The organism is Pseudomonas sp. NPDC087817 (genome assembly GCF_044742875.1).
GTDB lineage: Bacteria > Pseudomonadota > Gammaproteobacteria > Pseudomonadales > Pseudomonadaceae > Aquipseudomonas.
Genome location: NZ_JBIUVJ010000032.1, coordinates 44,323 through 57,530, shown reverse-complemented (window position 1 = coordinate 57,530; position 13,208 = coordinate 44,323). Strand labels below are relative to the sequence as shown.

General features: G+C 60.8%; 15 protein-coding genes. 14 read left to right on the top strand and 1 reads right to left on the bottom strand.

What is annotated here, in order from left to right; translation table 11 throughout:
* Positions 1-683: FAD-dependent oxidoreductase (locus ACIONG_RS19500; protein WP_401302075.1), on the top strand; the 683-nt coding region annotated here is incomplete at its 5' end.
* Between the two features lie 246 nt (positions 684-929).
* Positions 930-1,997 carry a uroporphyrinogen decarboxylase gene (hemE, locus tag ACIONG_RS19495; protein WP_016772044.1) on the top strand — a complete coding sequence of 356 codons (1,068 nt, stop codon included), beginning with the start codon at positions 930-932 and terminating at the stop codon, positions 1,995-1,997.
* Positions 1,998-2,175: 178 nt separating this feature from the next.
* Here hemE and ACIONG_RS19490 read toward each other — a convergent pair whose 3' ends face one another.
* Complete coding sequence (locus ACIONG_RS19490; RefSeq protein WP_177431434.1) at positions 2,176-2,355, bottom strand: hypothetical protein; 180 nt, start codon at positions 2,353-2,355, stop codon at positions 2,176-2,178.
* Here ACIONG_RS19490 and gbpA point away from each other — a divergent pair.
* The 12 genes from gbpA to gspL all read left to right on the top strand — a co-directional run bounded on the left by gbpA (position 2,285) and on the right by gspL (position 13,207).
* Positions 2,285-3,751: an N-acetylglucosamine-binding protein GbpA gene (gene gbpA, locus ACIONG_RS19485; RefSeq protein WP_401302072.1), complete on the top strand. Its 1,467-nt coding sequence runs from the start codon at positions 2,285-2,287 to the stop codon at positions 3,749-3,751. The two genes, ACIONG_RS19490 and gbpA, sit on opposite strands and share 71 nt — an antisense overlap.
* A gap of 74 nt (positions 3,752-3,825) precedes the next feature.
* The gene (locus ACIONG_RS19480; protein WP_213027299.1) at positions 3,826-4,374 is read left to right on the top strand and encodes a cytochrome b; all 549 of its coding nucleotides are present in this window, start codon (positions 3,826-3,828) and stop codon (positions 4,372-4,374) included.
* 7 nt (positions 4,375-4,381) lie between these two features.
* Positions 4,382-4,888: a type II secretion system protein N gene (locus tag ACIONG_RS19475; protein WP_401302069.1), complete on the top strand. Its 507-nt coding sequence runs from the start codon at positions 4,382-4,384 to the stop codon at positions 4,886-4,888.
* A gap of 8 nt (positions 4,889-4,896) precedes the next feature.
* The gene (gene gspD, locus ACIONG_RS19470; RefSeq protein WP_401302066.1) at positions 4,897-6,786 is read left to right on the top strand and encodes a type II secretion system secretin GspD; all 1,890 of its coding nucleotides are present in this window, start codon (positions 4,897-4,899) and stop codon (positions 6,784-6,786) included.
* Complete coding sequence (gene gspE, locus ACIONG_RS19465; protein ID WP_315445301.1) at positions 6,783-8,255, top strand: type II secretion system ATPase GspE; 1,473 nt, start codon at positions 6,783-6,785, stop codon at positions 8,253-8,255. Before gspD ends, gspE begins: the two co-directional genes overlap by 4 nt.
* A gap of 3 nt (positions 8,256-8,258) precedes the next feature.
* On the top strand, positions 8,259-9,467 hold the full coding sequence (gene gspF / locus ACIONG_RS19460) for a type II secretion system inner membrane protein GspF (protein WP_401302063.1): 1,209 nt from the start codon (positions 8,259-8,261) through the stop codon (positions 9,465-9,467).
* Between the two features lie 3 nt (positions 9,468-9,470).
* Positions 9,471-9,929, top strand: a complete 459-nt coding sequence (gspG, locus tag ACIONG_RS19455; protein ID WP_401302060.1) for a type II secretion system major pseudopilin GspG — start codon at positions 9,471-9,473, stop codon at positions 9,927-9,929.
* Positions 9,929-10,396 (top strand): type II secretion system minor pseudopilin GspH, encoded by a 468-nt coding sequence (gene gspH, locus ACIONG_RS19450; RefSeq protein ID WP_401302078.1) that lies wholly within the window; start codon positions 9,929-9,931, stop codon positions 10,394-10,396. The genes gspG and gspH overlap by 1 nt, the downstream gene beginning before the upstream one ends.
* 19 nt (positions 10,397-10,415) lie before the next feature.
* Positions 10,416-10,772 carry a type II secretion system minor pseudopilin GspI gene (gene gspI, locus ACIONG_RS19445; RefSeq protein ID WP_401302057.1) on the top strand — a complete coding sequence of 119 codons (357 nt, stop codon included), beginning with the start codon at positions 10,416-10,418 and terminating at the stop codon, positions 10,770-10,772.
* Positions 10,765-11,271: a prepilin-type N-terminal cleavage/methylation domain-containing protein gene (locus ACIONG_RS19440; protein ID WP_103305436.1), complete on the top strand. Its 507-nt coding sequence runs from the start codon at positions 10,765-10,767 to the stop codon at positions 11,269-11,271. Before gspI ends, ACIONG_RS19440 begins: the two co-directional genes overlap by 8 nt.
* A complete protein-coding gene (locus tag ACIONG_RS19435; protein WP_401302054.1) occupies positions 11,268-12,116 on the top strand; it encodes a general secretion pathway protein GspK in 849 nt (282 codons plus the stop codon). Before ACIONG_RS19440 ends, ACIONG_RS19435 begins: the two co-directional genes overlap by 4 nt.
* The gene (gene gspL / locus ACIONG_RS19430; RefSeq protein WP_401302051.1) at positions 12,113-13,207 is read left to right on the top strand and encodes a type II secretion system protein GspL; all 1,095 of its coding nucleotides are present in this window, start codon (positions 12,113-12,115) and stop codon (positions 13,205-13,207) included. The genes ACIONG_RS19435 and gspL overlap by 4 nt, the downstream gene beginning before the upstream one ends.
* Position 13,208 lies beyond the last annotated feature (1 nt).

Sequence of the window (13,208 nt, the reverse complement as noted above, 5' to 3'; positions counted from 1 at the left end):
CCTATATGAAGGGCGGTTTTGCCGGTGAGGATCTGCCGGGCGTTTATGACGCACTGGACTTCCTGATCGCCAACGTCAACCGCAACCTGGGCTTTGAAAAGTCGCCGGAAGACTTCGTCGACATGAAAGGCAAGAAGGTTGTGGTACTCGGCGGTGGCGACACGGCGATGGACTGCAACCGTACGTCGATCCGTCAGGGCGCCAAGTCGGTGACCTGCGCCTATCGTCGTGACGAAGCGAACATGCCCGGCTCGCGCAAAGAGGTGAAGAACGCCAAGGAAGAAGGCGTGAAATTCCTCTACAACCGCCAGCCGATCGCCATCGTTGGCGAAGACAAGGTTGAAGGTGTGAAGGTGGTCGAGACCCGTCTCGGCGAACCGGACGCCCGTGGCCGTCGCAGCCCCGAGCCGATCCCCGGTTCCGAAGAGATCATCCCGGCCGACGCCGTGGTCATCGCTTTCGGTTTCCGCCCAAGCCCGGCGCCGTGGTTCGAGCAGTTCGAGATCCAGACCGACAGCCAGGGCCGCGTCGTTGCGCCTGAGCAAGGTCAGTACAAGCACCAGACCAGCAACCCGAAAATCTTTGCCGGTGGCGACATGGTGCGCGGTTCCGACCTGGTGGTGACGGCGATCTTCGAGGGCCGTAATGCCGCCGAAGGGATTCTCGATTACCTGGGCGTCTAACCCCCGCTCGAAAGTACAACGCAGTACCTGTGGGAGCTGGCTTGCCAGCGATGCAGACACCTCGGTTTCTCAGTCAGACCGAGGTGATGCTATCGCTGGCAAGCCAGCTCCCACAGTGTTTTGTGGTGTTACAAAGTCGGTGTTCCAGCGCAATAAATTGACCCGATAGACAAAAGGCTGACCTGTATCCGTGCCTTTTGCGTCGCGCTCTGAGAAAATGCCCGCACTTTTTTTCCGGATGCCGACATGACTGCCCTGAAGAACGACCGTTTCCTCCGCGCCCTGCTCAAGCAACCCGTAGACGTCACCCCCGTGTGGATGATGCGCCAGGCCGGCCGCTACTTGCCGGAATACCGCGCCAGCCGTGCCCACGCCGGTGATTTCATGAGCCTGTGCATGAATCCGGAGTTCGCTTGCGAAGTCACCCTGCAACCGCTCGACCGCTATCCGCAACTGGACGCGGCGATCCTGTTCTCCGACATCCTCACCATCCCCGACGCGATGGGCCAAGGTCTGTACTTCGAGACCGGTGAAGGTCCGCGCTTCAAGAAAGTCGTCAGCACCCTGGCCGATATCGAAGCCTTGCCGATTCCTGACCCCCACAAAGACCTTGGCTACGTGATGGACGCGGTCAGCACCATCCGTCGCGAACTGAACGGCCGTGTGCCGCTGATCGGTTTCTCCGGCAGCCCGTGGACCCTGGCGACCTACATGGTCGAAGGCGGCTCGTCGAAAGACTTCCGCAAGACCAAGGCCATGCTCTACGACAACCCGCAAGCCATGCACTTGCTTTTGGACAAGCTGGCGCAGTCGGTGACTTCGTACCTCAACGGTCAGATCATGGCCGGCGCGCAAGCGGTGCAGATCTTCGATACCTGGGGCGGCAACCTGTCGGCGGCGGCGTATCAGGAATTCTCCCTGGCCTACATGAAGAAAATCGTCAGCGGTTTGATCCGCGAAAACGACGGTCGCAAGGTGCCGGTGATCCTGTTCACCAAGAACGGCGGCCTGTGGCTGGAAAGCATCGCCGAGGCTGGTGCCGATGCACTGGGCCTGGACTGGACCTGCGATATCGGCAACGCCCGCGCCCGCGTCGGCGACAAGGTCGCGCTGCAAGGCAACATGGACCCGACCGTGCTCTACGCCAAACCGGAAGCGATCCGCACCGAAGTCGGGCGCATCCTGGCCAGCTACGGCAAGGGCAGCGGCCACGTATTCAACCTCGGCCACGGCATCACGCCTGAGGTTGATCCGGAACACGCCGGTGCGTTCCTGCGCGCGGTGCATGAGCTGTCGGCGCAGTATCACGAATAACTCAGCGACGGCAGTACAAAAAAACCTGTCCCGTGTCATGCGGGGCAGGTTTTTTTTTGCCGTTTAGAAAGCTTTAGGTTAATAGTTTCTTATTGTAAGAATTTTTTATTTAGTTGTCGGATTAGTTCCCGTGGCGACTATTCCTGCCGAACCCGGTGATTACTCCTACATAGAACTTTTAACTATCCACGTAAGGTTTCAGGCGTGTGTCCGGCATGGCGTCGAGCACCGTATTAGAGCCTGGCGTCGCGCCAGGCTCGCTTATTTGATATGAGCCTGGAATAACAATGAAAAAATCAATTTTCCGGAGGAGTGCATTGGCAACGTGCACTTCTTCGCTACTCTTGCTGTCGGGCATGCTGGGTTCTTCCGGCGCTGCGGCCCACGGTTATGTGGAGTTCCCTCCATCGCGCGCTTTTCTCTGTCAGAAGGGAATGAACACCGGTTGTGGTGGTGCTCAATATGAACCGCAAAGTGTTGGCGAAACCTTTCAGGGCTTTCCGGCCGGCGTCGGCGGCGCGGAGGGCCAAGGACCGATCGATGGCAAAATCGCCAGTGGCGGACATGAGTTGTTTTCTGCCGTGGACGTGCAGTCCGCCACACGCTGGCAGCTCACCGACATCAAAGAGCGCACTCAGGATTTCAAGTGGCATTACGAAGCTCCACATCCGGTGGCCAAGCACGAGTATTTCATTACCCGTAATGGCTGGAACCCGAATGAATCGCTGAAACGCAGTTCTTTTGAGAGCACGCCTTTTTGTCAGGTCGCGGGTGACTTCCAGATGCCGGTTCCCGGCACCAAGCACCGTTGCAGCATTCCCGAAGACAAAAACGGCCACCACGTCATCCTCGCCATTTGGAGCGTGGGCGATACCAAGATGGCGTTCCACAGCGTCGCTGACGTCAACATCCTTGCCGAAGCCGTTCTGCCGGGTGGCTGGTCTGCTGTCGGCGCCATCGCTGCATCGACGCCACTGCTGACTGGCGACAAGGTCAAGGCCCGTGCCTTTACCGCTTCCGGTGAAAATCCGTCCTACAGCGTTGAAATTTCGATCGACAATGCGCAAGACGCCGAGGCGCAAAACTGGTCGTTCAAACTCGCCGAGCAGATCAACAAGACACACACCCTGATCCGCGCTGGCGTGCGTGATGAAAACGGCAACATCGAAGCGATCCGCGGCAGCAACACGTTGTACGCGCAAAAAGAAAGCGGCGTCGTCCGCTACGAAGTGCAGTTACTGATGAAAGAGGACGCCGACGCCCGCTTGTCGGTGGCCTCGCAACAAGCGGAATATGTACTCGACAAAGGCAAAACCAAAGTCGACTTCAGCCTGATGTCCAACCGCAAAATGAACGTCGAAGCCAACCTGTTCAACGAGCAGAACAAACTGGTCGGCACCACCACCGCACAAGCGGACAGCGGCGCAACCTGGCTGTCCATGGACATCCGCAGCAATCCCGGCCCGCACACTCTGACCCTGGTCGGCACCACGCTGGATGGTCGGACCACCCGTCAGGACACCCAGCCTGTCAACGTCACCGGTGAAGGCGCTGGAGCCGATTACGACTTCCTGTTCCCTGAAGGCCTTAGCGACTACACCGCCGGCACCAAGGTACTGCAGCCGAAAACCAACGAGGTCTTCGAGTGCAAGCCATTCCCGGCTTCTGGCTATTGCAAGCAGTACAAACCTGAGGCGAACGGTTTTGAACCGGGCGTGGGCGAACACTCGCATGCGGCGTGGAACAAGCTCTAAGGCTCCTCCCGTGTAATTACGTCAGACGACCGTCCAGGTCGTCTGATCGCTGGTGGTTTTCAGGGGCGATTCAAATGGCGCTTTCGGTTTATTCCAAGCAACAAATACTGCTGCACTGGGTGTCGGCAGCTGTAATCCTGTGGACGCTGGTCACCGGGTTTTATGTGGCTAACGTCAACGTGGCCAACGACACCAAACAATGGGTGGCCGGGGTCAATGTGTCGCTGACCACGCTGTTCATTCCGGTGTTCTGCTGGCGGCTGGTGGTGTTTATCAGCCATCTGCGACATGAACGCATGTCGCAGTTTTCTTCGGCAAAAATGCTTGCGATGTTTGTCCATCGGCTGATCTATCTGTTGGTGGCCGTGGTGCTGTTGAGCGGGGTGCTGATGATGGATCGGCCGATCCCTGTATTTGGCCTGCTCGAATTCCCCCAGCCGCTGGACGATGTGGCGCTGACTGACGGCTTTTTCGTGCTGCACATCTGGGCCTGCACGGCGCTGGCGGTGCTGGTGGCGATGCACATTGGCGCGGTGATTCTGCACGAGCTGCGCGGTTATCGCGTACTGCGGCGCATGTCGTGGCGCTCGCGCGTTCGCCAGGCGTGCGGGCGCATCGGATGAGCCGTCAGTGAGACTTTTATCGCTGTCGGGACTGTGGGCGCTGCCGTTCGCGTGTGCCGCGTTTCTCGCTTGGCAGGAATGGACATTTCGCAGTGCGCAACGTCTGCCGGCACCGGTCGCTGTGCCGCTGCCGGCATCGCCCGCGCTGGCGCGGTTGAACACCGCAGCAGTGGCGACGGTGTTCGGGCTCGCTGCACCAACCGCACTTCGGCCAAGCGCCGAGTCGTTGACTCTGCAAGCGACTTTCGCCGTCGACAGTGGTTTGTCGAAAGCCCTGATAAGCGTTGCTCAAGGGGCGCGGTTATATCGGGTCGGCGATGACTTGCCGGGCGGCAGCGTGCTGCGTCGGGTCGAGGCGCAACATGTGGTGCTGTGGAACAAGGGCCGGGAGGAATCGTTGCCTCTCGCACCTTTTGCCAGTGCGTTTCTCAAGCGTTTGCCCGCATCCACCGAGGCAGACCCCGCTGGCATTTCCGCCCGTTTTCTACGCCCGCTCGCCGGGCAGTCAGAGTGATCACATTGATGAACAGCTTGATTGGCGCGCAAGCCTTGCGCGCCCTGTTGGTTTGCGCCGTGTTGGTGACACCGCTCCTCAATCGCCCAGTGCACGCCGGGGAACAGCGCTGGCAGTTGGCGATGAATCAGGCCGAACTGCGCGACATCGTCGAAGAGATCTCGGCGATTCTCGGCACCACCGTGGTGCTCGACCCGCGCGTCTCGGGACGCATTACCGTCATGTCCCGTCAGGCGCTGGATCGCGAAGGCGTACGGCGCTTGTTCTACTCGGTGCTGGACGCGCACAACTTCACGGTGATCGATGAGGGCGACCGCATCCTCATTACCCCGGTGGCAGACGTGAAAACACGTGCTGGACAGGCTGCCAGTGAGCGCGTCACCCCCGCGCAATTCATTACCCAGGTTTTCGAACTCAATACCAGCAGCGCTGCCGATCTCGCCGCGCTGATCCGCCCGTTGGTGTCGGCCAATGGCTACCTTGGCCCATCCGTTTCGGCCAACGCTTTGGTAATCACTGACACCAGCGCCAACGTCAAACGCATCAGCCAGGTGGTGCGGCAACTCGACGCGGGGCAGCAGGATCAGCACACAGTGGAGTCGCTGCGCTTTGCTCAGGCCAGTGATATCGCCACGGTGATCGAGTCCTCATTGGGCAAGCGCAATGCTGACTCGCTCATTCAGGTGCTGGCCGATGTCAGAACCAACCGCTTGATCGTCATCGGCCCGCTCGCCGTGCGCCAGCGCTTGACCGAGCTGATTCGCCAACTCGATGTCCCCGCCACCGCCAGCCTCGATACCGCGCGGGTGATTCGTTTGCGCCATAGCGACGCCAAGCAGTTGGCGCAGGTGCTGGAAAGCATGGGCCAGAATCGCAAGGCGCCGGCAGCCCTCAACGGCAGGGACGCAGCTGCTGCGACGCCGTTCATGCTCAAGGCCGACGAAAGCCAGAATGCGCTGGTGCTGATTGCCGAACCGGCTCAGGTCCGAACCATCGAGAACATCGTCCGCGAGCTGGATCAGCCGCGTGCGCAGGTGCTGATCCACGCCGCTATCGTCGAAATCTCCGGCGATATCGCCGATGCCGTGGGCGTGCAGTGGAGTTTGAACACCGGCGACGCGAAAGGCTTTATCAACTTCCCCGGCACCGACATTCCCATTGTCGGCGGACTGAAGTTCGACGAGAAAAAATCGGCGCCCGACGGTGCGATTCTGCAATTGGGCGGCGACCGTTTCGGCGCGTTGATTTCGGCACTGGCGAGCAACACGCGGAGCAATCTGCTGTCCACGCCGAGCCTGCTGACCCTGGATAATCAGCAAGCGGAAATCATTGTCGGGCAGAACGTGCCGTTCAAGACCGGATCCTACTCTACCAACAGCAGCGGGGCGGATAACCCGTTCACCACGGTCGAACGCAAAGACGTCGGCATCAGCCTGAAAATCAAACCGTACATCAACGAGGGTGCGACCCTGCGTCTGGAAGTCGAGCAGGAAGTCTCGGACATCGCGCCTTCAGTAACAGGCATCGACTCCTCGGATCTGATCACTAACAAGCGCGCCCTGAAAAGCACGATTCTCGTCGACGACGGCGAAATCATCGTCATTGGCGGGCTGATCCGCGACAGCGTGCGCACGCAGAAAAGCGGTGTGCCGTTGCTGCGCGATATTCCGTATCTCGGCGCGCTGTTTCGCTGGAGTCGCGACACCCAGACCAAAAGCAATCTGATGGTGTTCCTGCGCCCGACCATCGTCCGCAGCCGTGAGGATCTCTCGGGCATCAGTCAGCAGCGCTACAACACTTTGCGCGACCTGAGTCAGCCAAAGGCCGGGGAGAGCAACTCGCTATTGCTGCCGGCCGAAGCGCGACAGTTGTTTGAGCCGGCAACGGTGGCGCCATGAGTGCCGCGTTGGCAATCCTGCCATTCGGTTTCGCCCGACGATTTGGCGTGCTGCTGGAAGGCACGGGCACGCAGGCCCGCGTGCTCATGCGAGCCGACACGCCGCTGACGGCGCTGGCCGAAGTGCGCCGCTTGTGCGCTCGCGAACTGCCGATCGAGATACTTGCGCAGGAGTCGTTCGCCGCGCGGCTGGCCGCGACCTATCGCGAAGGACATAGCGCTGCGCAACAGGTCGCGCAAGGGCTGGACGATGAGCTCGATCTGCTCAGCCTCGCCGAACAGGTGCCGCAGACCGCTGACCTGCTGGAGCAACAAGGCGACGCGCCAGTGATCCGCCTGATCAATGCGCTGCTTAGCGAAGCCGTGCGCGCACAGGCCTCGGACGTCCATCTGGAAACCTTCGAGCAGTACCTTTCGGTACGCATGCGCGTCGACGGTCAGTTGCGCGAAATGCTCAGGCCAAGACGTGAACTGGCGACGTTGCTGGTGTCGCGGATCAAGGTCATGGCGCGGCTCGACATCGCCGAAAAACGCGTGCCGCAGGACGGCCGGATTGCCTTGCGTCTGGCCGGGCACGAAGTCGATGTGCGCGTCTCGACATTGCCGTCGGCGCACGGCGAACGTGTGGTGCTGCGCTTGCTCGATAAGCAAGCCGGGCGTCTGCAACTGCAACGTCTGGGCATGCCGGACGACACTCTCGCTACCCTGCAAAGCCTGCTCGCCAGGCCGCATGGGATTTTGCTGGTGACCGGGCCGACCGGTTCCGGCAAAACCACCAGTCTCTACGCGGCGTTGAGCAGCCTCAATGATCCGTCGCGCAACATTCTCACGGTCGAGGATCCGATCGAATATCACCTGCCGGGGATCGGCCAGATGCCGGTCAATCCGAAGGTGGAAATGACCTTCGCGCGCGGCTTGCGCGCCATTCTTCGTCAGGATCCGGACGTGGTGATGGTGGGTGAAATCCGTGATCGCGAGACCGCGCAGATTGCCGTGCAAGCTTCGTTGACCGGACATCTGGTGCTGTCGACCTTGCACACCAACAGTGCGGTCGGCGCGGTGACGCGACTGAGCGACATGGGCGTGGATGCGTATTTGTTGGCCTCGTCGCTGGTCGGTGTGCTTGCGCAACGCTTGTTGCGCACGTTGTGCGTGCATTGCAAGGCGCCGTACTTTGCCGACGCTGCGACCTGTCATCGGCTGGGGCTGGATCCCTTATTGGCGGCGCCGCTTTTTCGTGCGCAGGGCTGTGAGCATTGCCAGCACGGTTATCGCGGGCGCATCGGCATCTACGAACTGATCAGCATCACCGATGCGGTTGCCGCGCTGATTCATCAGGGCGCCAGCGAGCGCGAGCTGATTGACGCAACGCGCAAGGAGTCTCGCAGCCTGTTTCAGGCCGGCCGGCAACGTGTGCTCGACGGCGAGACCAGCGTCGATGAGTGGCTGCGCGTGACGCAGGAGGATTAATCGATGCCGACCTTCGATTACCGCGCCGACAATGCTCAGGGCCACCGCTGCCGTGGCAGACTCGAAGCGGAAAACGCCCGGCACGCGCGACAGTTGTTGCGTGAGCGCGGACTGTGGACGTTGCAACTCAAGGAAATGCAAGGCAATGGCAGCGGCCATGGAGCGTGGCGCGCCGGTCGCTTGAGCGTTGCCGATCTGGCGCTGCTGACCCTGCAATTGTCGACGCTGGTACAGGCCGGTTTGCCGCTGGAAGAAGCGCTGGAAGTGGTCGCCCGCCAGACCGCCAAGCGGCGCGTTGCCGGTTTACTGTGGGCAGTGCGCGGGCGGGTCATGGAAGGGCACGCGCTGGCCGTCGCGTTAAGCCGGTTTCCTGCGGCGTTTCCCGAGTTGTTCCGCGCCACGGTGGCGGCGGGTGAGCGCTCTGGCCATCTCGGTCATGTGCTGGAGCAACTGGCTGTTTACACCCAGGCGCGCCAGGCATCGCGACAAAAGATTCAGATGGCGCTGATCTATCCCTCGATTCTGATGTTCGCCAGCGTGGCCATCGTCGGTTTTCTGCTCGGCTACGTGGTGCCGGACGTGGTGAAAATTTTCGTCGACAGCGGTCAGCCGTTGCCCTGGTTGACCCGCGCACTGATCAGCCTCAGCGACGGTGTGCGCCAGTTTGGTCTGGTATTTCTCGGCGGCAGCCTAGCGCTGTTCAGTGGCTGGCGCTGGAGCTTGCGTCAGCCGCTCTGGCGGCTGCGCTGGCATGCGCTGGCGTTAAATATTCCGCTGCTCGGCACGTTGCTGCGCGCCATGGAAGCGGCGCGATTCGCCAGCACGTTGGCGATCCTCGGCAAGAGCGCCGTGCCCTTGGTCGATGCGCTGGAAATCGCCGCCGCCGTGATCGGCAATCAGACCATTCGCGGGCGTATGAGCGAGGTCGCCCGCTCGGTGCGCGAAGGCTCGACGCTGACCCGCAGCCTGGAACGCAGCGGCGATATCCCGCCGATGATGCTGCACATGATTGCCAGCGGTGAACGCGCCGGCGAACTCGACGCCATGCTCGCCCGCGCCGCCGAACAACAGGAGGCGAGCCTCGCTGCGCGCATCGCGCTGATGGTGAGTCTGTTCGAGCCGGCGATGTTGCTGGTGATGGGCGCGGTGGTGCTGCTGATCGTCCTCGCCATCCTCCTTCCGATCCTCAGTCTCAACCAATTGGTGAATTGATCCATGGCTCTTTTGTACAGAAAAACAGCGGCCGCGCAGCGCGGTTTCACCCTGATCGAAATCATGGTCGTGGTGGTGATCATCGGCATCCTTGGCGCAATTGTCGTGCCGCAATTCATGAGCCGGCCGGATCAGGCGAAAACCACGGCGGCGAAGATCGATATTCAAGCAATCGCCACGGCGCTGGAGATGTATCGCCTCGACAACGCGCGATATCCCACGACGCAGCAGGGCCTCGAAGCGTTGGTCAAGCGCCCCTCCGGGACACCGGCGGCACGTAACTGGAACCCTGCCGGTTATCTGAAAAGTCTGGCGCGCGATCCCTGGGGTACGCCGTACCAGTACCTCAACCCCGGTACGCGTGCGGCGGGTGGCGGTTACGACTTGTATTCGCTGGGCTCCGATGGCGTCAGTGGCGGTGAAGGCCACGCCGCCGATATCGGCAACTGGGCCATCGATTGATGCGCCAGCGCTGCCGGGGTTTCACCTTGCTGGAATTGATGGTGGTCATGGTGCTGATCGGCGTGTTGCTGGGTATGGTCGGCCTGGTGGGCGGGACCAATCCGGCGCAAGTGGCGCGGCAGGAGGCGAGCCGGCTGGCTCGGCTGATCGAGCAATTTCGCGAACGGGCAGTGCTGGAAGGACGGGAGTTTGGTGTGGGTTTTAGTCTGGAAGGTTATCGCGTTCTCCAGCTCGGCGAGAAAGGCTGGCAGGCGTTGCTGCCCTTGCAAGCATGGCCGCCGGAACTGCAGCCGCGACTTACCGTGGAGGGCCTGCCGGTGCGCTTGGCGAACAGTGCGCAGCTGCCGCAATTGTTGATTCTCAGCAGTGATGAAATCAGCGCATTTACCATGTTTCTAGTAACTCGTGAGCGAGTTTGGGCGAATTTGTCTTCGGACGGTTTGAGTGAGATCTCACTCGATGAGTGACCGACCGACGATCACTCGCATGCGAGGTTTCACGCTGCTGGAAGTCATGGTCGCACTCACGATTTTCGCCGTACTCGCAGCGGCGATATTGTCGGCGAGCCGTTACGTGGTGCAGCAGAGCGGCGCCGCTGAGCAACGGCTTTTCGCCGCGTGGCTTGCGGATAATCATCTAAATGAGTTGCGCCTGAAAAACGACTGGGTCGCCGGACAACAGCAGCGGATTGTGCACATGGATCGCCGCGACTGGCGCCTTCGATCATATCTGCGCGTGGGCGAAATGCCGGGGCTGTTCACGGTGGAGCTGGAAGTCAGTCTCGGCGACAGCGATCAACTGTTGTATCGCACGTCTGCGCGGTTGCAGGGCCGCCATGAATAACCAGCGCGGATTCACCTTGTTGGAACTGGTGATCGCAATGGCGATTTTCGCTCTGCTCGGTCTCGCCAGCTGGCGCCTGTTCGACAGCGTGGTGCGCGTGCAACACGCGACGGCGAGCCATGAGCGCGGCTTCAGAAGTTTGCAACGGGCAGTCGCGGTGATCGAGCGCGATCTGCTGCACATCACCGAACAGCCTATCGTCTTGAGTGCCGGGCAACTGAGTGTGCAACGCAGCAACTGGCGCAATCCACTGGATCAACCACGCAGCGAACGCCAGGAGCTGACATATCGCCTGCTCGACAGTGTGCTGTGGCGAGAGAGCCGCGCCGAAGGATCGCTGACCGTACAGCGGCAGAAGTTGCTGGAGGAGGTTGTCGATCTGCGCTGGCGGTTGCTCGGTGGTTCTGCGGGCACACCTTTGACGCTGGAGTTTCTGGTCTCGACCCGACGCTATGACGGCATTCGCCGGGTACTTTTGCTGCCGGGAGCATTGCCATGAAACACCGGCAACAAGGGCTGGCGTTGATCAGCGTGATGCTGGTGCTGAGTCTCGCCTTGCTGATCACCAGTGGCATGTTGCGTAGCCACCGAATGTCGTTGCAGAGCAGCGCGCAACAGCTGCAAACCCTGCACTTGCGTCAGTGGGCGGTGGAGGGAGAGGTCTGGGCGCTGCGGCGTTTGCACAAGGCTGTTGTGGATCAGCAAAACCATGCCGAGATGCTCCTGGACTGGCCCCAAGACATTCCTGAACTGGGCCGCGAAGACACGCAAGTCGAGGTGCACATCGAAGACCTGTCGGCGCGTTTCAATCTCAACGCATTGCTGCATCAGGGGCAGATTGATGCGGTGACGCTGGAGCGCTGGGCGCGGTTGCTCGAATTGCTGGAGCTGCCTGCGCTGCAGCCGAGCCAGGTTGGCCAGTTATCCGAGGTGAGCCAATTACGTTTGCTGCCAGGTTTCGACGCACCAATGCTGCGGCGTCTGGAACCGTGGGTGGCGCTGCTGCCCACGGATGCGACGCTGAATGTCAACACGGCACCGGCGTTGTTGCTGCGTGTGCTCGAGCTGGAACCGGATGTGGCTGACGCCCTTGTTCGCCAACGTTCGACGACCTCCTGGCACAGCGTTCAGGCGTTTAGCGCCGACCCTTTGATCGCCGATACCGGAATCAATACACATGGGCTAGGCGTCGACAGTCGCTGGCATCGCATCACCGTACGCGTGGTGCAAGAACAGCAGGTGCTGACGCTGAACACTGACGTCGAATTCGTCACGAAAACCGCCCGATTGAAAGTCGTGCAACGCCGTTTGCTTCCTTCCCGCGGCATCGAGATAACGCAATGAAAAACTGGCTTTACCTGACCGCCGAAGGGCTTGCGCACCTGTCGTCCGACTGGCCTTGTTGCCTGTGGTCGCACGCCGGCGAACAACAAACGATGCCGCTGCACCAAGCGGTACAAGTGCTGCACGGGAAAAAAATCGACCTGTTGCTGCCCATCGAATCTTGCAGCTGGCTGCGCAGCGAACCCTGGCCCGGGCGACGTGCGCCGACCGCGCAGGCGCTTGCGTTTGCCGTCGAAGAGCAGCTTGGCGAAGTGCTCGACAATGTGCATTTGAGCATGGGTCAAGCAGATGGCGAGCGACGTTATCCGTTGATGGTCATCGCTCGCGAGCGCTTGGCGGCCGTTTTGTCGTTGCTCGCCGAAAGTGGTCTGCAAGTGCGCTCGGTGTTCGTCGATGCCGATTTGTTGCCAATGAATCAGCCTGCTGGTGTCCGCTGGTTCGGGCGCTGGTTGCTGGGCGGGGCGTTACCGGCCCGACTTGCAGTGACAGAGGAGGGATTGCTGGCGTTGAAAGGTGTGTTGCCCGAGAGCATGGTTTGGGTCGATGAGCCGGATGATCGGTTATTGCTGGCGGAAGGTTTTCGACAAGCGATCAATCTGCGGCATGGCGAATTCGCCTTGCGGCATTCGCCGCTGCCGTGGCGTGCGTTCTCGGCAGTATTGCTGATCCTGTTGTTGCTGGGTGTGGGCGCCAGCGAAACGCGGTTCCGTTTTCTTGACGACGAAACCCGGCGACTCGCCGAGCACAATGAGCTGCGCTTTCAAACGCTGTATCCCCAGCACGCGCAAACCCTCGATCTGACCGCACAGATGCAGGCGATTCAGAGTGTGCCAGCGCAGTCCCGTGACACCCGGGTTGCGGCGCTGGTCAGGTTGATCGAACAGGTGATTGGCGCCAGTCAGGTGGAGGTCAGGCGCATCGAGTTTGGCGAGGGCGATGGTTGGAAAGTCCAACTGACGGCCAACGGTTTCGCCGAGCTTGAGCAGTTGCGTGAGCGCGGGCGTCAGCAAGGTCTGGCGATCAAGATTGATGGCGCCAGCAAGATCGGCGATCGGGTGACGGCGACACTGACGTGTGAGGCTGGCGTATGAG

What these genes read in the sequence shown, in the direction of transcription:
- gspG (WP_401302060.1), top strand. Translation starts at nt 9,471, where the DNA reads ATGGCTCTTTTGTACAGAAAAACAGCGGCCGCGCAGCGCGGTTTCACC.
- gspF (WP_401302063.1), top strand. Translation starts at nt 8,259, where the DNA reads ATGCCGACCTTCGATTACCGCGCCGACAATGCTCAGGGCCACCGCTGC.
- gspH (WP_401302078.1), top strand. Translation starts at nt 9,929, where the DNA reads ATGCGCCAGCGCTGCCGGGGTTTCACCTTGCTGGAATTGATGGTGGTC.
- ACIONG_RS19490 (WP_177431434.1), bottom strand. Translation starts at nt 2,355, where the DNA reads ATGCCCGACAGCAAGAGTAGCGAAGAAGTGCACGTTGCCAATGCACTC.
- gspL (WP_401302051.1), top strand. Translation starts at nt 12,113, where the DNA reads ATGAAAAACTGGCTTTACCTGACCGCCGAAGGGCTTGCGCACCTGTCG.
- hemE (WP_016772044.1), top strand. Translation starts at nt 930, where the DNA reads ATGACTGCCCTGAAGAACGACCGTTTCCTCCGCGCCCTGCTCAAGCAA.
- gspE (WP_315445301.1), top strand. Translation starts at nt 6,783, where the DNA reads ATGAGTGCCGCGTTGGCAATCCTGCCATTCGGTTTCGCCCGACGATTT.
- ACIONG_RS19440 (WP_103305436.1), top strand. Translation starts at nt 10,765, where the DNA reads ATGAATAACCAGCGCGGATTCACCTTGTTGGAACTGGTGATCGCAATG.
- ACIONG_RS19435 (WP_401302054.1), top strand. Translation starts at nt 11,268, where the DNA reads ATGAAACACCGGCAACAAGGGCTGGCGTTGATCAGCGTGATGCTGGTG.
- gspI (WP_401302057.1), top strand. Translation starts at nt 10,416, where the DNA reads ATGCGAGGTTTCACGCTGCTGGAAGTCATGGTCGCACTCACGATTTTC.
- ACIONG_RS19480 (WP_213027299.1), top strand. Translation starts at nt 3,826, where the DNA reads ATGGCGCTTTCGGTTTATTCCAAGCAACAAATACTGCTGCACTGGGTG.
- gspD (WP_401302066.1), top strand. Translation starts at nt 4,897, where the DNA reads ATGAACAGCTTGATTGGCGCGCAAGCCTTGCGCGCCCTGTTGGTTTGC.
- gbpA (WP_401302072.1), top strand. Translation starts at nt 2,285, where the DNA reads ATGAAAAAATCAATTTTCCGGAGGAGTGCATTGGCAACGTGCACTTCT.